Source organism: Streptoverticillium reticulum (assembly GCF_047456005.1).
Classification (GTDB): Bacteria; Actinomycetota; Actinomycetes; order Streptomycetales; family Streptomycetaceae; genus Streptomyces; species Streptomyces reticulum.
The window spans coordinates 5,288,026-5,311,600 of the sequence record NZ_CP179755.1; the positions used below are offsets into that span (position 1 = coordinate 5,288,026).

Annotated in this window: 16 protein-coding genes and 1 pseudogene; 12 read left to right on the forward strand and 5 right to left on the reverse strand. The window is 71.5% G+C overall.

The features are described from left to right. Positions 1-54: 54 nt before the first annotated feature. Positions 55-1,212, forward strand: a complete 1,158-nt coding sequence (locus ACMATS_RS24195) for an acyl-CoA dehydrogenase family protein (RefSeq protein WP_414169017.1) — start codon at positions 55-57, stop codon at positions 1,210-1,212. A 23-nt stretch (positions 1,213-1,235) separates the two neighbouring features. Then, a complete protein-coding gene (gene tesB / locus ACMATS_RS24200) occupies positions 1,236-2,123 on the forward strand; it encodes an acyl-CoA thioesterase II (protein ID WP_390781055.1) in 888 nt (295 codons plus the stop codon). Between the two features lie 22 nt (positions 2,124-2,145). On the opposite strand, the gene ACMATS_RS24205 is transcribed toward tesB, so the two are convergent. Beyond that, entirely contained in the window at positions 2,146-2,943 is a 798-nt protein-coding gene (locus tag ACMATS_RS24205) for a phosphatase (RefSeq protein WP_391151274.1), read from the reverse strand. A gap of 192 nt (positions 2,944-3,135) precedes the next feature. Here ACMATS_RS24205 and speB point away from each other — a divergent pair, with 192 nt between their 5' ends. From speB to ACMATS_RS24225, 4 genes are all read left to right on the forward strand, one after another. Continuing rightward, positions 3,136-4,107, forward strand: a complete 972-nt coding sequence (gene speB / locus ACMATS_RS24210; RefSeq protein WP_390781057.1) for an agmatinase — start codon at positions 3,136-3,138, stop codon at positions 4,105-4,107. 139 nt (positions 4,108-4,246) lie between these two features. Continuing rightward, positions 4,247-6,400, forward strand: a complete 2,154-nt coding sequence (gene kdpB / locus ACMATS_RS24215; protein ID WP_414169018.1) for a potassium-transporting ATPase subunit KdpB — start codon at positions 4,247-4,249, stop codon at positions 6,398-6,400. A 147-nt stretch (positions 6,401-6,547) separates the two neighbouring features. Beyond that, positions 6,548-10,336: an ABC transporter ATP-binding protein gene (locus tag ACMATS_RS24220; protein WP_414170781.1), complete on the forward strand. Its 3,789-nt coding sequence runs from the start codon at positions 6,548-6,550 to the stop codon at positions 10,334-10,336. Between the two features lie 96 nt (positions 10,337-10,432). Further along, entirely contained in the window at positions 10,433-11,893 is a 1,461-nt protein-coding gene (locus ACMATS_RS24225) for a S28 family serine protease (RefSeq protein WP_414169019.1), read from the forward strand. A gap of 16 nt (positions 11,894-11,909) precedes the next feature. Here ACMATS_RS24225 and ACMATS_RS24230 read toward each other — a convergent pair whose 3' ends face one another. The 3 genes from ACMATS_RS24230 to ACMATS_RS24240 all read right to left on the reverse strand — a co-directional run bounded on the left by ACMATS_RS24230 (position 11,910) and on the right by ACMATS_RS24240 (position 14,422). Continuing rightward, positions 11,910-12,536, reverse strand: coding sequence for a hypothetical protein (locus ACMATS_RS24230; protein WP_414169020.1), 627 nt, complete (start codon positions 12,534-12,536; stop codon positions 11,910-11,912). A gap of 294 nt (positions 12,537-12,830) precedes the next feature. After that, positions 12,831-13,457 (reverse strand): TetR/AcrR family transcriptional regulator, encoded by a 627-nt coding sequence (locus ACMATS_RS24235; protein ID WP_414169021.1) that lies wholly within the window; start codon positions 13,455-13,457, stop codon positions 12,831-12,833. A gap of 59 nt (positions 13,458-13,516) precedes the next feature. Continuing rightward, complete coding sequence (locus tag ACMATS_RS24240) at positions 13,517-14,422, reverse strand: LysR family transcriptional regulator (protein ID WP_414169022.1); 906 nt, start codon at positions 14,420-14,422, stop codon at positions 13,517-13,519. A gap of 100 nt (positions 14,423-14,522) precedes the next feature. Between ACMATS_RS24240 and ACMATS_RS24245 the strand changes: the two genes are divergently transcribed. After that, entirely contained in the window at positions 14,523-15,497 is a 975-nt protein-coding gene (locus ACMATS_RS24245) for an EamA family transporter (RefSeq protein WP_414169023.1), read from the forward strand. Here the strand turns inward: ACMATS_RS24245 and ACMATS_RS24250 are convergent. Then, positions 15,379-16,161 (reverse strand): annotated as a pseudogene (locus ACMATS_RS24250) (sugar phosphate isomerase/epimerase family protein); the annotation flags it as partial. The gene ACMATS_RS24245 and the pseudogene ACMATS_RS24250 overlap by 119 nt on opposite strands. Before the next feature lie 71 nt (positions 16,162-16,232). Between ACMATS_RS24250 and ACMATS_RS24255 the strand changes: the two are divergent. From ACMATS_RS24255 to ACMATS_RS24275, 5 genes are all read left to right on the forward strand, one after another. Beyond that, the gene (locus ACMATS_RS24255) at positions 16,233-17,402 is read left to right on the forward strand and encodes a Gfo/Idh/MocA family protein (RefSeq protein ID WP_414169024.1); all 1,170 of its coding nucleotides are present in this window, start codon (positions 16,233-16,235) and stop codon (positions 17,400-17,402) included. Next, positions 17,399-18,562: a dihydrodipicolinate synthase family protein gene (locus tag ACMATS_RS24260; RefSeq protein WP_414169025.1), complete on the forward strand. Its 1,164-nt coding sequence runs from the start codon at positions 17,399-17,401 to the stop codon at positions 18,560-18,562. The genes ACMATS_RS24255 and ACMATS_RS24260 overlap by 4 nt, the downstream gene beginning before the upstream one ends. After that, on the forward strand, positions 18,559-19,389 hold the full coding sequence (locus ACMATS_RS24265; protein WP_390781066.1) for a sugar phosphate isomerase/epimerase family protein: 831 nt from the start codon (positions 18,559-18,561) through the stop codon (positions 19,387-19,389). The genes ACMATS_RS24260 and ACMATS_RS24265 overlap by 4 nt, the downstream gene beginning before the upstream one ends. Before the next feature lie 264 nt (positions 19,390-19,653). Continuing rightward, on the forward strand, positions 19,654-21,897 hold the full coding sequence (locus ACMATS_RS24270) for an ATP-dependent RecD-like DNA helicase (RefSeq protein WP_390781067.1): 2,244 nt from the start codon (positions 19,654-19,656) through the stop codon (positions 21,895-21,897). 174 nt (positions 21,898-22,071) lie between these two features. After that, entirely contained in the window at positions 22,072-23,361 is a 1,290-nt protein-coding gene (locus ACMATS_RS24275; RefSeq protein ID WP_390781068.1) for a citrate synthase, read from the forward strand. Positions 23,362-23,575 lie beyond the last annotated feature (214 nt).

Below are 23,575 nucleotides of genomic sequence, written 5' to 3' on the forward strand. Positions count from 1 at the left end.
AGCTTCTGGCTGAGCAAGCGCTTATACAGCTGTGCAGCAGCCGGGGAGGCGATGATGCGTCGCACGGTGTTCAACGAGGACCACGAGGCGTTCCGCGAGACCATCCGCGACTTCATCGCCGCCGAGGTCGTCCCGTCCTACGAGCAGTGGCGCGAAGCCGGCGCCGTGCCGCGCGAGTTCTACAAGAAGCTCGGCGCACTCGGCGTGTTCGGCATCCAGGTGCCCGAGGAGTACGGCGGAGCGGGCGAGACGAGCTTCAAGTTCCAGGCCGTCATCACCGAGGAGTGTGCCCGCGCGGGCGTCAGCTTCGGCGGCAGCAGCGTGCACACCGCGCTCTGCCTGCCGTACCTCCTCGCTTACGGCACCGAGGAGCAGAAGCGGCGCTGGCTGCCCTCGTTCGTCTCCGGCGACATGATGACCGCCATCGCCATGACGGAACCCGGCACCGGCTCCGACCTGGCCGGCATGCGGACCATGGCCGAGCTCTCCGCCGACGGCACGCACTACGTGCTCAACGGCGCCAAGACCTTCATCACCGGAGGCGTCCAGGCCGACCGGGTCCTCGTCTGCGCCCGCACCGCCCCCGCCACGCCCGAGGACCGGCGCGGCGGCATCTCCATCCTTGTCGTCGACGCCACCTCCGAGGGTTACGCGGTCGGCCGCAAGCTCGAGAAGCTCGGCCTGCACTCCTCCGACACGGCCGAACTCTCCTTCACCGATGTCGTGGTGCCCGTCGGGGACCGCCTCGGCGAGGAGGGCAGGGCGTTCGAGTACCTCACCCACAACCTGCCGCAGGAGCGCCTCGGCATCGCCGTCGGCGCGTACGCGCAGTCCGCCGCAGCCGTGCGGTTCGCCACCGGTTACGTGCGGGAGCGCACGGTGTTCGGCAAGACCGTCTCGTCCTTCCAGAACACCAAGTTCGTGCTCGCCGACTGCAAGTCCGAGGTCGACGCGATGCAGGCGGTTGTCGACCGCGCCCTGGACGCGCACGACGCGGGCGAGCTGACCGCCGCCGACGCGGCCTCCGTAAAGCTCTTCACCACCGAGCACGCGGCCGTCGTCATCGACAAGTGCCTCCAACTGCACGGCGGATACGGCTACATGATGGAGTACCCGATCGCCCGTCTGTACGCGGACACCCGCGTCAGCAGGATCTACGGCGGCACGAGCGAGGTCATGCGCTCTATCGTCGCCAAATCAATGGGCCTGTAAGGCCTGTAAGGACCACCGGCCCAATGAACGAGCCCCTTACGCCGCTGGACGAGCTCCTGAGTCTGCTCGACCTCGAACAGATCGAGGAGAACATATTCCGCGGGACCACCAGTCATCCCACCCTCGTGCCGCGGGTGTTCGGCGGGCAGGTCGCCGCGCAGGCCCTGGTGGCCGCCGGGCGTACGGTGCCGGCCGACCGGCCCGCGCACTCCCTGCACTCCTACTTCCTGCGGCCCGGCGATCCGGCAGCGCCGATCGTCTACACCGTCGACCGCATCCGGGACGGGCGGTCCTTCACCACGCGGCGCGTCGTCGCCGTGCAGCACGGGCAGCCGATCTTTCACCTGTCGGCCTCCTTCCAGACGTACGAGGAGGGGCTGGAGCACCAGGAGCCCATGCCCGCGGCGCCCGACCCGTTGTCCCTGCCCACGGCCGCCGAGATGCTGCCCGCCTACACCGACCTGCTGGGCGGCCCGGAGACCGTGCAGCGGATCCTGGAGACGCGGGACGCGGTGGACCTGCGCTACGTGGACGCACCGCCGTTCGCCAGCGTGGGGGAGGTGCGGGAGCCGAAGTCGCAGGTGTGGTTCCGGACGAACGGCAAACTGACCGACGACTGGCTACTGCACGTCTGCCTGGCGACCTACGTCTCCGACATGACGCTGCTGGACTCCGTGCTGTTCGCACACGGGCGCGGCGGCTGGGCGGTCGGCGACGTCGTCGGCGCGAGCCTGGACCACGCGATGTGGTTCCACCGGCCGTTCAGGGCGGACGAGTGGCTGCTGTACGACCAGGAGAGCCCGACGGCCCAGGGCGGCCGGGGCCTGGCCAGGGGCCGGATCTTCACGGCGGACGGCAGGCTGGCGGTCTCGGTGATCCAGGAGGGCGTGGTGCGGGTGCCCCGCGGGTGATGCGCCGCGGGGCACCGCGCCGTCACAGCAGCCCGGCCGCCCCCAGCAGGTACGCGGTCATCGGCTCGTAGAACCGCGGGTCCGCCACGTGGTCGTCCAGGGGCACCGCCACCTGCAGCGTCCCCTCCGCCTCCGCCAGGAACAGCGCGGGGTCGTTGCTGTCCGCGTACCCCACCGCGTCGACTCCGCGCTGCGCCGCGCACCCGGCCCAGCCGTGGTCGGCGACCACCAGGTCCGGCAGCGGCCGTCCTCCGGCTGCGAGGCCGTCCAGGATCGCCGCCATCGGGTGCGGCGAGTGCGTGTGCCACAGGGACGCCCCGCGCTCGTACACCGCCACGTCCGCGACCTGGTGCACGTTGCCGTCGTCCGCCCGCAGCCCGAAGGGGATGGCGACGATCTCGCAGCCGGCCGCCCGCAGTGCGGCGGCCGTCGTGCGGTGGACGTCCAGCAGGCCGCCCGGGTGGCCGGTGGCGAGCAGCACGCTCAGGCGGCTCTCGGCGGCCTTGCGCAGCACTATGGCCATGCGCTCCAGGGCCGCGGCCGTGAGCTCCGGGTCGATCGTGTCCTGCCCGGAGCGGTGTTCGAGGTCGTCGCTGACGCCGCAGCGCTCCGCCATGACGGCCAGGACGTCCTGCTCGTCCGTCCAGCGGTCGCCGAGCTCCAGGCCGAACCAGAAGTTGCGGTCGCCCTGCGCGAGCCTGCGGTAGTGGTCGAGGTTGTTCTCGCGCGGGGTCGCGACGGCGCCCGCGATGCGGGTGCGGACGAGGTGGTCGATCAGTTCGCTGCGGCTGGGTATCGGCGTGGTCGGAGTGCTCGGCATGTGGTGATTCTCCCCCGGCGTGCGATGGACGCGGTGTCCATATGGACGTTCCGGACCCTGCAATCCGTACATGTGCGGAACCAGGCTCCCTGCCTACCCTCGGGTACGGCCACCGCGGCCGCCCCGACGTTGATGCGAACGTGACCACATCGACGCGACCGTGACCCGTCCGTGATCCCGAGAGGCCCCAGCATGAGCACCCCCGCCCCCCGTGAACCGCGCGGCCCTGTCGACTCCTCCCGCATCCCCCGCTACGCGGGCCCCGCGACGTTCGCCCGGCTGCCCCGCCTGGACGAGGTCGGCACCGCGGACGTCGCCGTCGTCGGCGTGCCCTTCGACACCGGTGTCTCGTACCGCCCGGGCGCCCGCTTCGGCGGCAACGCCATCCGCGAGGCCTCCCGCCTGCTGCGCCCGTACAACCCGGCGCAGGACGCCTCCCCCTTCGCCCTGGCGCAGGTCGCGGACGCGGGCGACATCGCCGCGAACCCGTTCAACATCGACGAGGCCGTCGAGACCATCGAGGCCGCGGCCGACGACATCCTCGGCACCGGCGCGCGCATGATGACGCTCGGCGGCGACCACACCATCGCCCTGCCGCTGCTGCGCTCGGTCGCCAAGAAGCACGGCCCGGTGGCCCTGCTGCACTTCGATGCGCACCTGGACACCTGGGACACCTACTTCGGCGCCGAGTACACCCACGGCACGCCCTTCCGCCGCGCCGTCGAGGAGGGCATCCTCGACACCTCCGCGCTCTCCCACGTGGGCACCCGCGGCCCGCTGTACGGCAAGAAGGACCTGGACGACGACGCCAAGATGGGCTTCGGCATCGTCACGTCCGCCGACGTCATGCGCCGCGGCGTGGACGAGGTCGCCGACCAGCTGCGCCAGCGCATCGGCGACCGCCCGCTCTACATCTCGATCGACATCGACGTCCTGGACCCGGCCCACGCCCCCGGCACCGGCACCCCGGAGGCGGGCGGCCTGACCTCCCGCGAGCTGCTGGAGATCGTCCGCGGGCTCGCCGACTGCCACCTGGTCTCCGCCGACCTGGTCGAGGTGGCCCCGGCGTACGACCACGCGGAGATCACCTCCGTGGCCGCGTCGCACACGGCGTACGAGCTGACCACGATCATGTCGCGGCAGATCGCAGCAGCCCGGGGCTGAGGTTCCTGCTCCGGCGCTAAAACGGCGTCAGACCTGACGGGCCTTGCGACAAAGGCCCGTCAGGGGATCCCGGCAGATGTGCCGGAGACGATTGGCTGAGTCGGTCATTCCACGCCATCCGACCGCTAAGGCCATCCCGATGCTGCACCTGCTGCCGGACCAGGACGTACAGGCGACCCCCACCCCGAACCCGCCGCCCCCGACCGGAGGCGGGCGGCGCAGCCACCGGAAGGTGGGCGGTGGCCTCGTCGACCCCAAACAGCTGGTCGCGTCCCTCCCGGAGGCCGTCCGGAAGCTGCACCCGCGGGTGATGGTCAAGCACCCCGTGCTCTTCGTCGTCGAGGTCGGCTCCGTCCTGACGACCCTCTCCGCCGTGCTCGAACCCTCGGCCTTCGCCTGGGTGATCAGCGTCTGGCTCTGGCTGACCGTCATCTTCGCCAACCTCGCCGAGGCCGTCGCCGAGGGCCGCGGCAAGGCGCAGGCGGAGGCGCTGCGCCGGACGCGCAGCACCACCGTCGCCCGGCGGCTGCGCAGCTGGCGGGTCGGCATCCAGAGCTACGACTGGGAGGAGGAGCAGGTACCGGCGACCGATCTGCGGCCGCAGGACTTCGTGGTCGTGGCGGCCGGCGAGACCGTTCCCGGTGACGGCGAGGTCGTCGAGGGCGTCGCCTCGGTCGACGAGTCGGCCATCACCGGCGAGTCCGCCCCCGTGATCCGCGAGTCGGGCGGCGACCGTTCCAGCGTCACCGGCGGCACCAAGGTGCTCTCCGACCGGATCGTCGTCCGGATCACCTCACGCCCCGGTCACACCTTCCTGGACCGCATGATCGCCCTGGTCGAGGGGACCAGCCGGCAGAAGACGCCCAACGAGCTGGCGCTCAACATCCTGCTGGCCTCGCTCACCGTCATCTTCATCCTGGCCGTCGTCTCGCTGCAGCCCATGGCCGACTGGGCGGGTGCGCCGCAGACCATCACCGTTCTGGTCGCCCTGCTGGTCACTCTCATCCCGACGACCATCGGTGCCCTGCTCTCCGCGATCGGCATCGCGGGCATGGACCGGCTCGTCCAGCGCAACGTCGTCGCGCTGTCCGGCCGGGCCGTGGAGGCCGCCGGGGACGTCAGCACGCTCCTGCTGGACAAGACGGGCACCATCACCCTCGGCAACCGCCGGGCGGCCGCCTTCGTGCCCGTCAAGGGCATCGGGCACGAACTCCTCGCCGACGCCGCGCAGTTGTCGTCCCTCTCCGACGAGACGCCGGAGGGCCGCTCCATCGTCGAGCTGGCCAAGCAGTACGGAATCCACCACAACGACGGGGACTTCTCGCACGGCCGCTTCGTCCCCTTCTCCGCCCAGACGCGCATGAGCGGCGTCGACTTCGCCTTCCAGGGCGACTTCTGCCGCATCCGCAAGGGCGCCGGCAACGCAGTCGTCCAGTGGGTCGCCCGGCGCGGCGGCCAGGTGCCCGAGGAGGCCGCCTGGATCGTCGAGTCCGTCGCAGCGGCCGGCGGCACGCCGCTGCTCGTCGCCGTCGAGGACCCCGACGGCGCCCGCGTGCTCGGAGCCGTCCACCTCAAGGACGTCGTCAAGCCCGGCATCGCCGAGCGCTTCGCCGAACTGCGCGCCATGGGCATCAAGACCGTCATGGTCACCGGCGACAACCCGCTCACCGCCAGGGCCATCGCCGCCGAAGCAGGCGTCGACGACTTCATCGCCGAGGCCACCCCCGAGCACAAGCTCGCGCGCATCCGCGAGGAGCAGGCCGGGGGCAACCTCGTCGCCATGACCGGCGACGGCACCAACGACGCCCCGGCACTGGCCCAGGCCGACGTGGGCGTGGCCATGAACACCGGCACGCCGGCCGCCAAGGAGGCCGGGAACATGGTGGACCTGGACTCCAACCCCACCAAGCTCATCGACATCGTCGAGGTCGGCAAGCAGCTGCTCATCACCCGCGGCGCCCTGACGACCTTCTCCATCTGCAACGACGTCGCCAAGTACTTCGCGATCGTCCCCGCCATGTTCGGCGGCGTCGCCGGCTACGAGGGCCTGGAGAAGCTCAACGTCATGGGCCTGCACAGCCCGACCTCCGCCATCGCCTCCGCGATCATCTTCAACGCCCTGATCATCGTGGCCCTCATCCCGCTCGCCCTGCGCGGCGTGCGCTACGCGCCGTCCTCGGCCCACGCGCTGCTGCGCCGCAACCTGAGCCTCTACGGGGTCGGCGGGCTCGTCGCCCCGTTCGTCGGCATCAAGCTGATCGACCTGCTGATCCAGTACATCCCCGGGATCTGATCCGTCCCGCGGCGCGGCTGCGGCACAGGTGACCGGATGCGGTCGTTCCGGCCGCTTGTGTTGCAGCGGGATGAAATCGGCCGCCCGGAGCGTTGGGGCCTTCCGTCGGCAGTGCGGGAGAAGACCAGCAGGAGGTCTGGGGTGGCGGTGAAGGACGCAACCGGTCGGGGGTGGGCCAGGAGGCTCGCCGGTTACTGTTGGCGGTACCGCAGGACGGTATTGCTGGCTCTGGGGTCCTCGCTCGTCGGCATGGCCGTCACGGCGCTCGTGCCCCTCATACCCCGCCTGATCATCGACGACGTCATAGGCTCCCACCAGCGCCCTCTGGCCCCCTGGGCCACGCTGCTGGTCGTGGCGGCCGTCGTCGTCTACGCGCTCACCTACGTCCGCCGTTACTACGGCGGACGGCTCGCGCTCGACGTCCAGCACGACATGCGGACGGACATGTACGCCGCCATCGCCCGGCTCGACGGCAGGCGGCAGGACGAGCTCTCCACCGGCCAGGTGGTCGGCCGGGCCACCAGCGACCTCCAGCTCGTCCAGAGCCTGCTCTTCATGCTGCCGATGATGATCGGCAACATCCTGCTGTTCGTGATCTCGCTCGTGGTGATGGCGGTCCTCTCGCCGCTGCTCACCGTCGTCGCCCTCGCGGTCGCCCCCGCACTGTGGTTCCTCGCGATGCGCAGCCGCACCCGCCTCTTCCCCGCCACCTGGTACGCGCAGGGCCAGGCCGCCGCGGTCGCCGGTGTCGTGGACGGTGCTGTTACGGGCGTCCGCGTCGTCAAGGGCTTCGGCCAGGAGGCCCAGGAGACCGGGAAGCTCCGCGAGGTCAGCCGCAGGCTCTTCGCCGGACGGCTGCGCACCGTGCGCCTCAACTCCCGCTACACGCCCGCCCTGCAGGCCGTTCCGGCCTTCGGCCAGGTCGCCATGCTGGCCCTCGGCGGCTGGATGGCCACGCGCGGCCAGGTCACCCTCGGCACGTTCGTCGCCTTCTCCACGTATCTCGCGCAGCTCGTGGGGCCCGTGCGGATGCTCACCATGGTGCTCACGGTCGGGCAGCAGGCCCGGGCCGGTGTGGAACGGGTCCTCGAACTCATCGACACCGAGCCGGTGGTGCAGGAGCGCGATGGGGCGCACGACCTTCCCGTGGACGCCCCTGCCGCTGTCGAGTTCGACGACGTCACCTTCGGCTATGACTCCGAACGGCCCGTGCTCGACGGCCTCTCCCTGCGCATCGAGCCGGGCGAGACCCTGGCCGTCGTCGGCGCCTCCGGCAGCGGCAAGTCGACCCTCGCACTGCTGCTGCCCCGCTTCTACGACGTCACCTCCGGCACCGTACGGGTCGGCGGCGTGGACGTCCGCGACCTCACCCACGCGTCACTGCGCGCGGCCATCGGACTGGTCCCCGAGGACAGCTTCCTGTTCTCCGACACCATCCGCGCCAACATCGCCTACGGCATGCCGGACGCCACGGACGAACAGATCCGCACGGCCGCGCAGGCGGCCCAGGCGGACGGCTTCATCTCCGAACTGCCGGACGGCTACGACACCACGGTCGGCGAGCAGGGCCTGACCCTCTCCGGCGGCCAGCGCCAGCGCATCGCCCTCGCCCGCGCGATCCTGACCGACCCCCGCCTGCTGCTCCTGGACGACGCGACGTCGGCCGTCGACGCGCGCGTGGAGCACGAGATCCACGAGGCGCTGCGCGGCGTCATGGCGGGCCGTACGACCCTCCTCATCGCCCACCGGGCGTCCACGCTCGCCCTGGCCGACCGCATCGCCGTCCTGGACGGCGGCCGGCTGGCCGCGGTCGGCACCGCCGAGGAGCTGGAGGCCGGCTGCGAGCTGTACCGGCGCCTGCTGACGGACCCGGAGGAGCTCGCGGGCGTGCGCAAGGACCCGGCGGGCCTGGCCGCCGGGGGGAGCCGCACGGTGGCCCTCGCGGGTGTCTTCGGCGGCGAGGCGGCGGCCACCGGCCTTGCCGAACCACCGGCCGTCGCGCCCGTCAGGGGCAAGCGGAAGGTCGTCGACGGAGTCACCCCGCACCTGTGGGTGCGCAAGGACGCCTCCGACACCCCGGAGGCGCACGGCGCGCTCGCAGGGATGCCCGCCACCCCCGAACTGCTCGCCAAGGTGGCCGCGCTGCCGCCCGCCACCGACACGCCCGACATCGACGAGGAACAGGCCGCACGCCCCGAGAAGGCCTACGGCCTGCGCCAGTTGCTGCGCGGCTTCGGCGCGCCTCTGACCTTCAGCCTGCTGCTCGTGGCCGTCGACGCGGTCGCCGGTCTGCTGCTGCCCGTGCTGATCCGGCACGGCATCGACCAGGGCGTGCAGCGCCTGGCCCTGGGGGCGGTGTGGGCGGCCTCCGCCCTCGCCCTGCTGGTCGTCCTGGGCCAGTGGGCCGCACAGGTCGCCGAGAACCGGATGACCGGGCGGACGGGCGAACGCGTGCTGTACGCGCTGCGCGTGAAGATCTTCGCGCAGCTCCAGCGGCTCGGCCTGGACTACTACGAGCGCGAGCTCACCGGCAAGATCATGACCCGGATGACGACGGACGTGGACGCCCTGTCGTCGTTCCTGCAGACCGGTCTGATCACCGCGGTCGTCTCCGTGCTCACCTTCTTCGGCATCCTGGTCGCCCTGCTGGTCATCGACGTCCAGCTGGCCCTCGTCGTCTTCGCGACCCTGCCCCTGCTCGTCATCGGCACCGTCTACTTCCGCCGCCACAGCGTCAAGGCGTACGAACTCGCGCGGGAACGCGTCGGAGTGGTCAACGCCGACCTCCAGGAGAGCGTCGCCGGCCTGCGCATCGTGCAGGCGTTCCGCCGTGAGACCACGGGCGGTCACCGGTTCGCCGAGCGCAGCCTGTCCTACCGCGACGCCCGGGTGCGCGGTCAGTGGCTGATCTCCGTGTACTTCCCGTTCGTTCAGCTGCTGTCGTCCGTCGCGGCGGCCGCCGTGCTGATCGTGGGCGCGGGACGGGTGAGCGACGGGACGCTCACGGCGGGTGCGCTGGTGGCGTACCTGCTGTACATAGACCTGTTCTTCGCACCCGTGCAGCAGCTCTCCCAGGTCTTCGACGGCTACCAGCAGGCAACCGTCTCCCTGGGCCGCGTCCAGGCGCTGCTGCGCGAGCCGACGACCACGCCGGTGGCCGAACAGCCCGTCGCCGTCGGCGAACTGAGCGGCCGGATCGAATTCGACGGTGTGCGTTTCCACTACGGTGCCGCCGATGACGGGGACGCCGCACTGTCGGACGTCCGGCTGACCGTACCGGCGGGCCAGACGGTCGCCTTCGTCGGTGAGACGGGTGCGGGCAAGTCGACTCTGGTGAAGCTGGTGGCGCGGTACTACGACCCGACCGGGGGAGCGGTGCGCGTGGACGGGCACGACCTGCGGGACCTGGACCCGGTCGCCTACCGGCGCCGGCTCGGCGTCGTGCCGCAGGAGCCGTACCTCTTCCCCGGTACCGTGCGCGACGCGATCGCGTACGGGCGTCCGGACGCCACCGACGCGGAGGTCGAGGCGGCGGCGCGGGCGGTGGGCGCGCACGCGATGATCGCCACGCTCGACGGCGGCTACCTGCACACCGTGACGGAGCGCGGCCGCAATCTCTCCGCCGGCCAGCGGCAGTTGATCGCCCTGGCCCGCGCGGAGCTGGTCGACCCGGACATCCTGCTGCTCGACGAGGCCACGGCCGCGCTCGACCTGGCGACGGAGGCGCTCGTCAACGAGGCGACCGACCGGCTGGCCGGCCGCCGCACGACGCTGGTCGTGGCCCACCGCCTGACCACGGCCGCCCGCGCCGACCGCGTGGTGGTCCTCGACCACGGGCGTGTGGTGGAGGACGGCACCCACGCCGAACTGCTCGCACAGGACGGCCGGTACGCGCAGCTGTGGCGCACGTTCACGGGAGAGGTCATCCCGGCGTAGACCACCGGTGTCCCTCCTCTCACGGGTGAACTCTGGCGTGCCGCATGCCCCCTTGGGTAGGTTCGCGGCGACCTTTGCGAACCCAGGGGAGGGAACATGCGCACGGCACGCAGATGGCTGCCGGCACTGGTGATGTGCATAGGCACACTCGCCGGCGCCGGCGCCGCACCGGCCCTGGCGGCCACGGCCGTCACCGGGACGAGCGCCGGGGAGACGCAGGAGACCGCGGACATCAAGGACCGCATCCTGCAGATCCCCGGCATGCACTTCGTCGAGGAGAAGCCCTACCAGGGCTACCGCTACCTCGTGCTCACCTACACACAGCCGGTGGACCACCGCCACCCGGACCGCGGGACGTTCGAGCAGCGCTTCACCCTGCTGCACAAGTCCACGGACCGGCCCACCGTCTTCTACACCTCCGGCTACAACGTCTCCACCACCCCGTCCCGCAGCGAGCCGACGCGCATCGTCGACGGCAACCAGGTGTCGATGGAGTACCGCTTCTTCACTCCGTCCCGGCCGCAGCCGGCCGACTGGTCCACGCTCGACATCTGGCAGGCGGCCAACGACCAGCACCGCCTCTACCAGGCCCTGAAGACCGTCTACGGCAAGAACTGGCTGGCGACCGGCGGCAGCAAGGGCGGCATGACCGCCACCTACTACCGCCGCTTCTTCCCCCACGACATGAACGGCACCGTCGCCTACGTCGCGCCCAACGACGTGCACAACGGCGACGACCGCCCGTACGACCGGTTCTTCGCCACCGTCGGCGACAAGGCCTGCCGCACGCAGCTCGATTCGGTGCAGCGCGAGGCGCTCGTGCGCCGTGACGAGATCGTCGCCCGCTACCAGAAGTGGGCCGACGAGAACGGCAAGACGTTCAAGGTCGTCGGCAGCGCCGACAAGGCGTACGAGAACGTCGTCCTGGACCTGGTGTGGTCGTTCTGGCAGTACCACCTGCAGAGCGACTGCGCCTCCGTGCCCGCGACCAAGGCTTCGACGGACGAGCTCTACAAGTTCATCGACACCATCTCGGGCTTCGACGGCTACACGGACCAGGGCCTGGAGCGCTTCACCCCGTACTACTACCAGGCGGGCACCGAGCTCGGCTCCCCGACCTTCAAGAGCCCTCATCTGAAGGGCCTGTTGCGCTACCCCGGCATCTACGCCCCTCGCAACTACGTGTCGCGCGACATACCGATGAAGTGGAAGCCGGGCGTCATGGCCGACGTCGACCGCTGGGTGCGCAACGACAGCACGCAGATGCTCTTCGTCTACGGCCAGAACGACCCCTGGGGTGCCGAACCGTTCCGCCTCGGCCGCAACGCAGCGGCCCGGCACGACTTCCGCTTCGTCGCCCCCGGCGGCAACCACGGTTCGAACATTGCGCAGTTGGTGGCCGACGAGCGGGCCACGGCCACGGCCGAGGTCCTGAAGTGGGCGGGCGTCGCCCCCGCGGCCGTCCAGAAGGACGAGCGGCACGCGAAGCCGCTGGCGCCGTACGACGCCAAGCTGGACCGCCAGCCCGTGGAGCGGGAGGCCTCGCTGCGGCCGTGAAGCCGCTTCCGGCGGGTCAGGACAGGCGGCGGGCGCACCCCACGGGGGCCCTGCCGCCCACGTCCACGTAGAGGTCCGTCCGCTCCGGGCAGTCGTCCCGCGTGGGCACCGTCTCCTCAACGCGGTACTCCGGCGCGTGCCCCGTCGAGCCGTCGCACGCCGTCTCCTTCACCACCCCTTCGCGCTCCGTGTAGACGCAGTCCCCCGCCACCGTGAGCGGCCCGCCGCCCATGCCGGGGTCGCCGGGGTGCGGGGGTCGCAGGTTGCGCATGCACGCGTAGCCCTCCGGCGAGCTCTCCCGCTCCGAAGTACCGGTGTCGACGGCCGCGATGTGCAGGACGAAGTCGGTGTCGTCCGGGCAGCGCGGCCCGCTCGCCTGCGGGCCGCTGTAGCGGGCCAGCACGCTGGCGGCGGCCTCGCCGCTCGCGCAGTCGACCTCCTCGAAGGCCGCCCGGCCCCGCCCCCGTCCGGCACACGTGCCCCGCGCCAGGAACTGCGCGGGGCGCCCCTGCCGCGCCTGCAGGGTCTGGCTGCCGGAGGCGGCGGCGCTCTGCACCGGCTGTTCCTGGCAGCCGCTCAGCGTGAACATCCCCGACAGCGTGGCCGACGCGAGCAACGCTGCGGACAGCAAGTGATGACGCATGATCCCCCAACCCCTGGCACCGGCCCACAGTTACCCGACGCGACCGGCACACGCCAGGCGTGCGCCGGGCTTCGCGCAGGGTGACCGGCCGTCCCTATCGTGCGCCCGCGGGGCGGCCCACCGCCGGCGCTGTCGGGAGGGGGTACGCCGACGGCGGGGTGCGGCCGGCCGCAGGCGGCGGAGAGGGTGGTCAGCAACGCGGCGGTCAGCGACGCCGACACCGCTCTGCGGAGGCTCCCCGGCTGCACGTCGCTTCGACGTACGGCGCACCGGAGCGGTTCCGTGCCCCGCGGCCTACTGCGCTGCGCGGTGCCGTGCCCTGCGGAGGCGTGCGGGACGGCGCAGGGTGAGCAGCTTTGCGCGCGGGGCGAGCCGCCGGACCATCGTGAAGACCGACTCGGTGCGCGAGCGGTCGGCGTCCAGCACGGTGAAGAGGTTGACCCCGAGGTAGAACGTGCAGGCGGCGTTGGCCAGATCGCGCGGCGGAGTGAGCCGGGCCAGCGCGGTGCCGCCGATGACCCGCTCCAGGGTCTCCTCCATGAACGCCATCCACGGCTCGACCCGCACCTTGATCTCCTGGCGCAGCTCGGGTTTGGCCACGGCGGCAGCCACGAGCTCGGAGAGCAGGGCTATGTGGCCGCCCTCGAGGTCGTCACGGTAGATGCGGGTGGCGGCCGTCGCGAGCTCCTCCAGGGTGCGGCACTCGGCGACGGTGGCGGCGTGCATCGCCATGCGTTCGTCGGACGACCGGTCGAGCGCGGCGAACAGCAGTGGGTCGACGCCCCCGAAGTGGTAGAAGATCAGCGCCGAGTTGACGCCCGCCTCCTTGGCTATGGTCCGCGCGCTGGCCTTGCCGTAGCCCTGTGTGCGCAGCACCGACCCCGCTGCGGCGATCAGCCGTTCCCTGGTCTCCACCGACATGTGCCGCCCTCTCGACGAGCGTTCATCATACGGTTCAATCGATCGCTCAAATCGACCGGTCAGCAGGCCCGCTGCGGCCACTGTTCGCGCAATACCCGCAGGGTTTCCCTGATGGCGGGCCTGCGAGCCGCTCCGGTGCGCCAGTAGGCGAACAGCCGGCGTACGGGTACGGGCTCCAGGGGGACGTCCACCACGCCCTCGGGCAGCGGTCCGCGGCCCAGCCGGGGCATGAGGGCGACGCCCAGCCCGGCCGCGACGAGGGCGACCTGAGTGTGGTTCTCCGCGGCCTGGTAGGCGAGGTCCGGCTCGCTGCCGAGGGCCCGCAGCGTACGGACCAGCCAGTCGTGGCAGACGGTGCCCGGCGGATTGCTGATCCAGCGCAGGCCCACCAGGTCACTGCGCTCCAGCCGTTCGCGCCCGGCCAGCGGGTGTCCCTCCGGTACGAGCACGTCGCACAGGTCGTCGCCGATCTTCGCCCGTTCCAGCCGCTCCGGCGTGGTGTGCGGCACGATGTCCCAGTCGTGCCAGACCGCGATGTCGAGGGCGCCCTGGGCCACCAGGCCGACCGACAGGTGGGGGTCGACCTCGATCAGCCGGGCGTCCAGCGCGGCGTGTTCGCGGGTGAGCTGGGCCAGCACGCCGGGCAGCAGTCCGCGTGCGGCCGAGGCGAACGCCCCGACGACGATCCGGCCGGTGGGCTGCCCGCGCCGCTCCTCCAGGTCCGTCTCCGCCTGCTCGACCATGGCCAGCAGTTCCCGTGCGGTCTCGGCCAGTTCGACGGCCGCGTCCGTGAGCATCACGCCCCGCCCGCGCCGCTCCAGCAACGTGGTGCGCGTCTCCCGCTCCAGCTTGGTGATCGACTGCGAGATCGCGGAGGGTGTGTAGCCCAGCGCGAGGGCCGCCGCACTGACCGAGCCGTGCACGGAGACGGCGTGCAGGGCGCGCAGGCGTGACAGGTCCAGCATGTGAGCCCCCGGCAGGTGTCCCATTGTTGAGCGTTGCTGAATCCCATGATGAAGCAGCCCGTGCTGGTGCTGAACGATTCGGTGCCGTGATGCTGATCGCATGCGTCCGTTCCACATCGCCCTCGGCGTGCTCGTCGCCGCCCTCTGGGGCGTCAACTTCGTCGTCATCGACGTCGGCCTCGGCCACTTCCCGCCGCTGCTGTTCTGCGCGCTGCGTTTCCTCGCGGCGGCCGTGCCCGCCGTCCTCCTCGTCGGCCGGCCCCGGGTGCAGTGGCGGTGGGTCGTCGCGGTCGGACTGGTGCTGGGCGTGGCCAAGTTCGGACTGCTGTTCATCGGGATGCACGCCGGGATGCCGGCCGGGCTGTCCTCGCTGGTGCTCCAGGTCCAGGCGGTCTTCACCGCCCTGTTCGCCATGGCCGCCCTGGGCGAACGGCCCGGCCGCGTCCGGCTCCTGGGCATGGCCGTCGCCCTGGCGGGCATAGTGGTGGCCGCCGTCGACGAGGGCGCCTCGGGGCCGCTGACGGGCTTCGCCCTCGTGGTGGCCGCCGCGGCGTTCTGGGGCGTCTCCAACGTCCTGACCCGCAAGGCGGCCCCGCCGGACGCCCTGCGGTTCATGGTGTGGGTCAGCGCGGTCCCGGTGCTGCCCCTGCTGCTGCTCTCCCTGCTCTTCGAGGGCCCGGCCGCCGACGCCGCGGCGCTGGGCTCGCTGGACTGGAGCGGTGTGGGCGCCGTCGTGTACGTCGCCTGGATCACCACGCTGCTCGGCTTCGGGGTCTGGGGGTTCCTGCTGCGCACCTACGACGCCTCGACCGTGGCCCCCTTCTCGCTGCTGGTGCCCGTGTTCGGCATGTCCTCCGCGGCCCTCCTGCTGGGCGAGGGCGTGAGCCCGCTGCGCTGGTGCGCGGCGGCCCTCCTGGTGGGCGGGGTCGCGCTCACCTCGCTGCCGGGGCGGCGGCGACCAGCTCCCGCAGGTACTCCCGCCCGTGGCCTGCCAGTTGCGCGAAGTCCGCGGCCTGCGGGTACCAGCGCTTCTCGTACTCCCAGCACAGCCAGCCGTCCCAGCCTGCCGCGGTGAGCACGCTCACGCAGCCGGCCAGCGGCAGCACCCCCGCGCCCAGCGGCAGCGGAGCGGTGTCCTCCGCGGAGGCGACATCCTTCACCTGTACATAGCCCAGGTGCGGGGCGAGCGCGGGGAAGGTCGCCTCCGGCGGCTCCCCGCCCCGCCAGGTGTGCAGCACGTCCCACAGCGCACCGATGCTGCCGTGCCCCACCGGGCCCAGGACGCGCACCGCGTCCTGGGCGCGGCTGTGCGAGTCGTGGGTCTCCAGCAGCACCCGCACGCCCGAGTCCACGGCGAGCGGGGCGATGGCTCCCAGCCGGCGCGCGGCGACGGCGTCGGCCTCCGCCGCGGGCGGATCACCGGCGCCGGGGAGGACCCGCACGTACGGCGCCTGGAGCTCGCCGGCCAGCCGCACCAGCTCCGCGAGGTCCTCCAGCACGGGGCCGTCCGGGCCGGGCGAGGCGACCCGGACGTATCCGGCGAGGCACAGCAGTTCCACGCCCGAATCGGCGAACGCCGCGGTCACTCCGGCCCGTTCACCGGGCGGGATGCCCGGGTGCACGGGTTCCTCCGGGTGCGTGCGCAGTTCGACGCCGTCGTAGCCGCAGTTCCTGGCGAGGCGCACCACGTCGGGGACGGGCAGGCCGGGGACACCGAGGGTGGAGAAAGCCAGTTTCATGGAAAGCGGCTTCCCCGCCCGGCGGTCCGGAATGCGCCCCGTACGGCAGACGGGGGTGCTAGCTTCGCGGGATGACGGCCAGGGAGTCGGCCGACGGCACGGTCCTCCGCATCGCCATGAACGGTGCGACCGGCCGGATGGGCCACCACCAGCACCTCGTACGCTCCGTCCTCGCCCTGCGCGACCAGGGCGGCCTGTCACTCGCCGACGGGACGGTCCTGCAGCCCGAACCGGTGCTCGTCGGGCGTGACGCACACAAACTGGCGACGCTCGCCCGGCGGTACGGGATCACACAGTGGTCCTGCGACCTGGACACCGTCCTGTCCGACCCGTCCGTCGACATCTACTTCGACGCACAGGCCACCTGCGCCCGTGAGGATGCAGTGCGCAGGGCCATCAACGCGGGCAAGCACGTGTACTGCGAGAAACCCGTCTCAAGTGACCACGCAGGCGCGATCGGTCTGGCCCGCCTGGCGGACGCTGCAGGCGTGCGCCACGGCGTTGTCCAGGACAAGCTCTTCCTCCCGGGGATCCGCAAGCTCAAACGGCTCGTCGACGGTGGCTTCTTCGGGCGCGTGCTCTCGGTGCGCGGGGAGTTCGGCTACTGGGTCTTCGAAGGGGACTGGCAGAGCGCCCAGCGGCCGTCGTGGAACTACCGTGCGGCGGACGGCGGCGGCATCGTCGCCGACATGTTTCCCCACTGGGAGTACGTGCTGAGGGAGCTGTTCGGCCCCGTGCGCACCGTGCAGGCACAGCTGTCGACGCACATACCCCGCCGCTGGGACGAGCAGGGCAAGCCCTACGAGGCGACCGCCGACGACGCCGCCTATGCGGTCTTCGGCCTGGAGGGCGGAGCCGTCGCCCAGTTCAACTCCTCCTGGGCGGTGCGGGTGCACCGGGACGAGCTGCTGGAGCTCCAGGTCGACGGGACGGACGGCTCGGCCGTCGCCGGACTGCGCGGCTGCCGCGTGCAGCACCGCTCGGTCACCCCGCGGCCCGTGTGGAACCCGGACGTCCCGGCCGCCGACGACTTCCGCGCCCAGTGGCAGGAGGTGCCGGACAACGGGGAGTTCGGCAACGCCTTCAAAACGCAGTGGGAGCTGTTCCTGCGGCACGTGGCGCGCGGCGAGCCCTGGCGCTGGGACCTGTTCGCCGGGGCGCGCGGCGTGCAGCTCGCCGAACTGGGCGTGCGCTCCTCGGCCGAAGGGCGCAGGCTCGACGTGCCGGAGCCGGCCCGGTGATCCGGCTGCCGGACGCGACGGGGGAGCTGCGCCGCTACGCGCCCAGGGCCGAGCCGCAGCCTGTCGCGCCGGGCCCGCCCCCGGTGTCCCGCACGGCCTTCGCCGCCGTTCACGTCGTCGCCGATCCCTTCGGCAACACCACGCCGCACGGCCCGGCCGCCCTCGACTGGGACGCCACGCTCGCCTTCCGACGGCACCTGTGGGCGCACGGCCTGGGGGTGGCGGAGGCCATGGACACCGCACAGCGCGGCATGGGCCTGGACTGGCCGACTGCCGCCGAACTGATCCGCCGCACGGCCGCCGAGGCGGCAGTCGTGGGCGGCCCGCTCGTCTGCGGGGCGGGCACGGACCAACTCGCCCCGCCCTACGGCTCGCTGACCCTCGCCGACGTCGCGGCGGCCTACGAGGAGCAGTTGTCGGCTATCGAGGGGGCGGGCGCCCGGGCGGTCGTGATGGCCTCCAGGGCGTTGGCAGCCGTGGCCACGACTCCGGACGACTACCGGGAGGTGTACGGCCGCCTGCTCCGCCAAACTGCTGCACCGGTCATCCTGCACTGGCTGGGCCCGATGTTCGACCCTCGGCTGAACGGCTATTGGGGCAGCACCGACCCGGACGAGGCCACCGGCACGCTGCTCGCGATCGTCGCCGAGCACGCGGACAAGGTCGACGGGGTGAAGGTGTCCCTGCTGGACGCGGAGCACGAACGGGCCCTGCGACGCCGCCTTCCGGACGGCGTGCGCTGCTACACGGGCGACGACTTCCACTACCCGGCACTCGTCGCAGGAGACGACGGCGGACACCACAGTGACGCCCTGCTCGGTGTCTTCGACGCACTGGGCCCTCTCGCGGCGCAGGCGCTGCGTCTGCTGGACGACGGCGACCGCTCCGGCTTCCGCGCACTGCTGGATCCGACCGTGCCACTGGCGCGTCATCTGTTCGCGCCTCCGACGCGCTTCTACAAGACGGGAGTGGTGCTGCTGGCCTGGCTGTCCGGTCATCAGGCGCACTTCGCCATGGCGGGCGGCCTGCACTCCGCCCGGTCGCTGCCGCACCTCGCGCGTGCCTATGAACTCGCCGACGGGCTGGGCCTGTTCCCCGATCCGCAGCTGGCCGAGGCGCGCATGGTCCGGCTGCTGGCCGTGCACGGGGTGGAGCAGTGAGCGGCATCGACCGGTTCAGCATCAACCAGCAGACCATTCGCCAGTGGTCCCTGCCCGAGCTGGTGTCCGGCTGCACGGCGGCCGGTGTCCGGCACGTCGGGCTGTGGCGGGAGCCGGTGCAGGCGTACGGACTGCGGGCCGCGGCACGGCTGGTGCGGGAGGCGGGGCTGGCGGTCAGCAGCCTGTGCCGGGGCGGATTCCTGACGGCCGCCGACCCTGCCGAGCGGATCGCCGCCGTCGACGACAACCGGGCGGCGATCGAGGAGGCGGCCGTCCTCGGCACCGGAACGCTGGTGCTGGTGTGCGGCGGGCTGCCGCCGGGCAGCCGCGACCTGCACGGGGCGCGCGAGCGGATCGCGGACGCGCTGGGCGAGTTGGCGCCGTACGCCGCGGCCCACGGGGTGCGGCTGGCCGTCGAGCCGCTGCACCCGCTGTTCGCGTCCGACCGCAGCGTGGTCTCCACCCTCCGGCAGGCCCTCGACCTCGCCGAGCGCTTCCCGGCGGAGCGCGTGGGGGTGGTGGCCGACGCCTACCACCTGTGGTGGGACGACACGGTGGCCGGGCAGCTGGCGCGGGCGGGGGCGGGCGGGCGTATCGCGGCCCTCCAGCTCGCCGACTGGGTCACGCCCCTGCCCGAGGGCGCGCTGCTGGGGCGGGGACAGCTCGGCGACGGTGCGGTGGACCTGCGGTGGTTCCGTGAACGGGCCGATGCCGCGGGCTACGCGGGCCCGGTCGAGGTGGAGATCTTCAGCCCGGCGCTGTGGGCGCGGGACGGGGCCGACGTGCTCGCCGAAGTGCTGGACCGGTATCGGATGCACGTGCTGTGAACTGGGGTTCCCTACCGTCCGTAACGGAATCATAACGCCTTGGATCCGCTGCAACCGTTCGCGGCTCCCGTGGGTCGTACTGTGCATCAGGCTTCCTGGGGAGGGATCCGGGGGGATTCGGAGGAAGCCGTTGCAAGGGGGGACCCGAGGGGCCCGGTCGACGGACCGGGCCCCTCGAAATGCGTCAGCGGAATTCGCGTAAGCGGAACCACGGATATCCCCAGCCCTGAACGCCCTGTCGGACCGCACCGGTACCGTCGGGGCATGGTGCAACTGGCAGTGGTCGAAGGGGTCCTCGAAAGGATCACCTACGCCAACGAGGAGAACGGCTACACGGTCGCCCGCGTCGACACGGGCCGCGGCAGCGGCGACCTCCTCACCGTGGTCGGCTCGCTGCTCGGCGCGCAGCCGGGCGAGTCGCTCCGCCTGGAGGGCCGCTGGGGCTCCCATCCGCAGTACGGCCGCCAGTTCACCGTGGAGAACTACACCACGGTCCTGCCCGCCACGATCCAGGGCATCCGCCGCTACCTGGGCTCCGGCCTGATCAAGGGCGTGGGCCCGCGCATCGCGGACCGGATCACGAGTCACTTCGGCACGGACACCCTGGACATCATCGAGAAGGAGCCCGCGCGCCTGATCGAGGTCCCCGGCCTGGGCCCCAAGCGCACCCGCTCCATCGCCGCCGCCTGGGAGGAGCAGAAGGCCATCAAGGAGGTCATGCTCTTCCTCCAGGGCGTCAACGTCTCCACGTCCATCGCCGTGCGCATCTACAAGAAATACGGCGACGCCTCGATCTCCGTCACGCGCAACCAGCCCTACCGGCTGGCCGCCGACGTCTGGGGCATCGGCTTCCTGACCGCCGACCGCATCGCCCAGTCCGTCGGCATCCCGCACGACAGCCCCGACCGCGTCAAGGCGGGCCTGCAGTACGCCCTCTCCCAGTCCACCGATCAGGGCCACTGTTTCCTGCCCGAGGAGCAACTGATCGCGGACGCCGTGAAGTTGCTCCAGGTCGACACCGGCCTCGTCATCGACTGCCTCGCCGAACTGGCCTCGGACGAGCACGGCGAGGACGGTGCGGGCGTGGTCCGCGAGAGCGTCCCCGGCCCGGACGGCGGCGAGCCCGTCACGGCCGTGTACCTCGTGCCGTTCCACCGAGCCGAGCTGTCGCTGGCCGGCCAGCTGACGCGCCTGCTGCGCACCGAGGAGGACAGACTCCCGGCCTTCCAGGACGTCGACTGGGAGCGGGCGTTGGCCTGGCTGTCCGGGCGCACGGGCGCGGAGCTCGCCGCCGAGCAGCAGCAGGCGGTCCGGCTCGCGCTGACCAGCAAGGTCGCTGTCCTCACCGGCGGTCCGGGGTGCGGCAAGTCGTTCACCGTGCGCTCGGTGGTGGAGCTGGCGCGCGCCAAGCAGGCCAAGGTGGTGCTCGCCGCCCCGACCGGACGGGCCGCCAAGCGGCTGTCCGAGCTGACCGGCGCCGAGGCCTCGACCGTCCACCGGCTGCTGGAGCTCAAGCCCGGCGGTGACGCGGCGTACGACCGGGACCGGCCGCTGGACGCCGACCTGGTGGTGGTCGACGAGGCGTCCATGCTCGACCTGTTGCTGGCCAACAAGCTCGTCAAGGCCGTTCCGCCGGGCGCCCACCTGCTGTTCGTCGGCGATGTGGACCAACTCCCCTCCGTCGGCGCGGGCGAGGTGCTGCGCGACCTGCTGGCCGACGGCAGTCCCGTCCCCGCCGTGCGGCTCACGCGGATCTTCCGGCAGGCGCAGCAGTCCGGCGTGGTGACCAACGCACACCGCATCAATTCCGGGGTGCCGCCCATCACTCAGGGGCTGGCGGACTTCTACCTCTTCGCGGAGGAGGACACCGACGAGGCGGGCCGGCTGACGGTGGACGTGGCCGCCCGGCGCATCCCCGCGAAGTTCGGGCTCGACCCGCGCCGGGACGTCCAGGTACTGGCCCCCATGCACCGCGGCCCGGCCGGCGCGGGCACGCTCAACGGCCTGCTCCAGCAGGCCGTCACCCCCGCCCGCCCCGATCTGCCCGAACGCCGCTTCGGCGGGCGGGTCTTCCGCGTCGGCGACAAGGTCACCCAGATCCGCAACAACTACGAGAAGGGGCGGAACGGCGTCTTCAACGGCACGGTGGGCGTGGTCACGGCACTGGACGAGGTGGAGCAGAAGCTGACCGTGCGCACCGACGAGGAGGAGGACGTCGACTACGACTTCGACGAGCTCGACGAGCTCGCCCACGCCTACGCGGTGACGATCCATCGCTCGCAGGGCAGCGAGTACCCGGCAGTGGTGATCCCGGTCACCATGGGTGCCTGGATGATGCTCCAGCGTAATCTCCTCTATACAGCGGTCACCAGGGCGAAGAAACTGGTGGTACTGGTGGGCTCCCGGAGAGCCCTGGGCCAGGCGGTGCGCACCGTTTCGGCGGGAAGGCGCTGTACCGCCCTTGACCACCGACTCTTCACAAGCGGAGGAGGTGGTGTTCGTCTCTGATCAGAACGGTTTACCAATCAGGGCGAAGGGGGCAGGATGGGCGGGTTGGACGGCACTCAGTGCCGTTCTTGGGCCCTATGGCCGACCCCGAGTGCACGTACATCGTCCAAATGGGGGAAGGTAGGGGTAGTCAGGGCACCTCGAAGAAGAGGCACAACGTCGGTGAGGGATGACGTGAGCGAGAACTCTGTAGTACTGCGGTACGGCGACGGCGAATACACCTACCCGGTGGTCGAGAGCACCGTCGGCGACAAGGGCTTCGACATCGGCAAGCTCCGCGCCCAGACCGGTCTGGTGACCCTTGACTCCGGCTACGGCAACACTGCCGCCTATAAATCCGCGATCACCTACCTCGACGGCGAGCAGGGCATCCTCCGCTACCGCGGTTACCCGATCGAGCAGCTGGCCGAGCGCAGCTCGTTCCTCGAGACGGCGTTCCTGCTGATCAACGGCGAGCTGCCGACCGTCGACGAGCTGGCGGCCTTCAAGCAGGAGATCACCCAGCACACCCTGCTGCACGAGGACGTCAAGCGGTTCTTCGACGGCTTCCCGCGCGACGCCCACCCGATGGCCATGCTGTCCTCGGTGGTCAGTGCGCTGTCGACCTTCTACCAGGACAGCCACAACCCGTTCGACGAGAAGCAGCGTCACCTGTCCACGATCCGGCTGCTCGCCAAGCTGCCGACGATCGCGGCCTACGCCTACAAGAAGTCGATCGGCCACCCGGTCGTCTACCCGCGCAACGACCTCGGCTACGTCGAGAACTTCCTGCGCATGACGTTCTCCGTGCCGGCCGCCGAGTTCGAGCTGGACCCGGTCGTCGTCAACGCGCTCGACAAGCTGCTGATCCTGCACGCGGACCACGAGCAGAACTGCTCGACCTCGACCGTGCGCCTGGTCGGCTCCTCGCAGGCCAACCTCTTCGCGTCGATCTCCGCCGGCATCAACGCCCTGTGGGGCCCGCTGCACGGCGGCGCCAACCAGGCCGTGCTGGAGATGCTGGAGTCCATCGCCGCCTCCGGCGGTGACGTCGACGCCTTCATCCGCAAGGTGAAGAACAAGGAGGACGGCGTCCGCCTGATGGGCTTCGGGCACCGCGTCTACAAGAGCTTCGACCCCCGGGCGAAGATCATCAAGGCTGCGGCGCACGACGTCCTCTCCGCCCTCGGCAAGAGCGACGAGCTGCTGGACATCGCGCTCAAGCTCGAGGAGCACGCGCTCAGCGACGACTACTTCGTCTCGCGCAACCTCTACCCGAACGTGGACTTCTACACCGGTCTCATCTACCGGGCCATGGGCTTCCCGTCCGAGATGTTCACCGTGCTCTTCGCGCTCGGCCGGCTCCCCGGCTGGATCGCCCAGTGGCACGAGATGATCAAGGAGCCGGGCTCCCGCATCGGCCGTCCGCGCCAGATCTACACGGGCGTCGTCCAGCGCGACTTCGTCCCGGTGGAAGAGCGCTGACCCGGCTCCCCGCCTGAGCAGGGAATCTGAGCAGGGAACCCGAACAGGAACCTGAGCAGAGAAAAAGCGCCCCGCGTCCGATCCCCCCACGGGTCGGAGCGGGGCGCTTTTCCATCACCCCGGCCCGGATTCCCCCCACGGGATCCGTCCGGGAGCCTCGGTACGCCTGGGCTCACGCCTGCGCGATCTGCCGGAACACGTACGGACGGGAGGG

What these genes read in the sequence shown, in the direction of transcription:
- ACMATS_RS24195 (WP_414169017.1), top strand. Translation starts at nt 55, where the DNA reads ATGCGTCGCACGGTGTTCAACGAGGACCACGAGGCGTTCCGCGAGACC.
- tesB (WP_390781055.1), top strand. Translation starts at nt 1,236, where the DNA reads ATGAACGAGCCCCTTACGCCGCTGGACGAGCTCCTGAGTCTGCTCGAC.
- ACMATS_RS24205 (WP_391151274.1), bottom strand. Translation starts at nt 2,943, where the DNA reads ATGCCGAGCACTCCGACCACGCCGATACCCAGCCGCAGCGAACTGATC.
- speB (WP_390781057.1), top strand. Translation starts at nt 3,136, where the DNA reads ATGAGCACCCCCGCCCCCCGTGAACCGCGCGGCCCTGTCGACTCCTCC.
- kdpB (WP_414169018.1), top strand. Translation starts at nt 4,247, where the DNA reads ATGCTGCACCTGCTGCCGGACCAGGACGTACAGGCGACCCCCACCCCG.
- ACMATS_RS24225 (WP_414169019.1), top strand. Translation starts at nt 10,433, where the DNA reads ATGCGCACGGCACGCAGATGGCTGCCGGCACTGGTGATGTGCATAGGC.
- ACMATS_RS24230 (WP_414169020.1), bottom strand. Translation starts at nt 12,536, where the DNA reads ATGCGTCATCACTTGCTGTCCGCAGCGTTGCTCGCGTCGGCCACGCTG.
- ACMATS_RS24235 (WP_414169021.1), bottom strand. Translation starts at nt 13,457, where the DNA reads ATGTCGGTGGAGACCAGGGAACGGCTGATCGCCGCAGCGGGGTCGGTG.
- ACMATS_RS24240 (WP_414169022.1), bottom strand. Translation starts at nt 14,422, where the DNA reads ATGCTGGACCTGTCACGCCTGCGCGCCCTGCACGCCGTCTCCGTGCAC.
- ACMATS_RS24245 (WP_414169023.1), top strand. Translation starts at nt 14,523, where the DNA reads ATGCGTCCGTTCCACATCGCCCTCGGCGTGCTCGTCGCCGCCCTCTGG.
- ACMATS_RS24255 (WP_414169024.1), top strand. Translation starts at nt 16,233, where the DNA reads ATGACGGCCAGGGAGTCGGCCGACGGCACGGTCCTCCGCATCGCCATG.
- ACMATS_RS24270 (WP_390781067.1), top strand. Translation starts at nt 19,654, where the DNA reads ATGGTGCAACTGGCAGTGGTCGAAGGGGTCCTCGAAAGGATCACCTAC.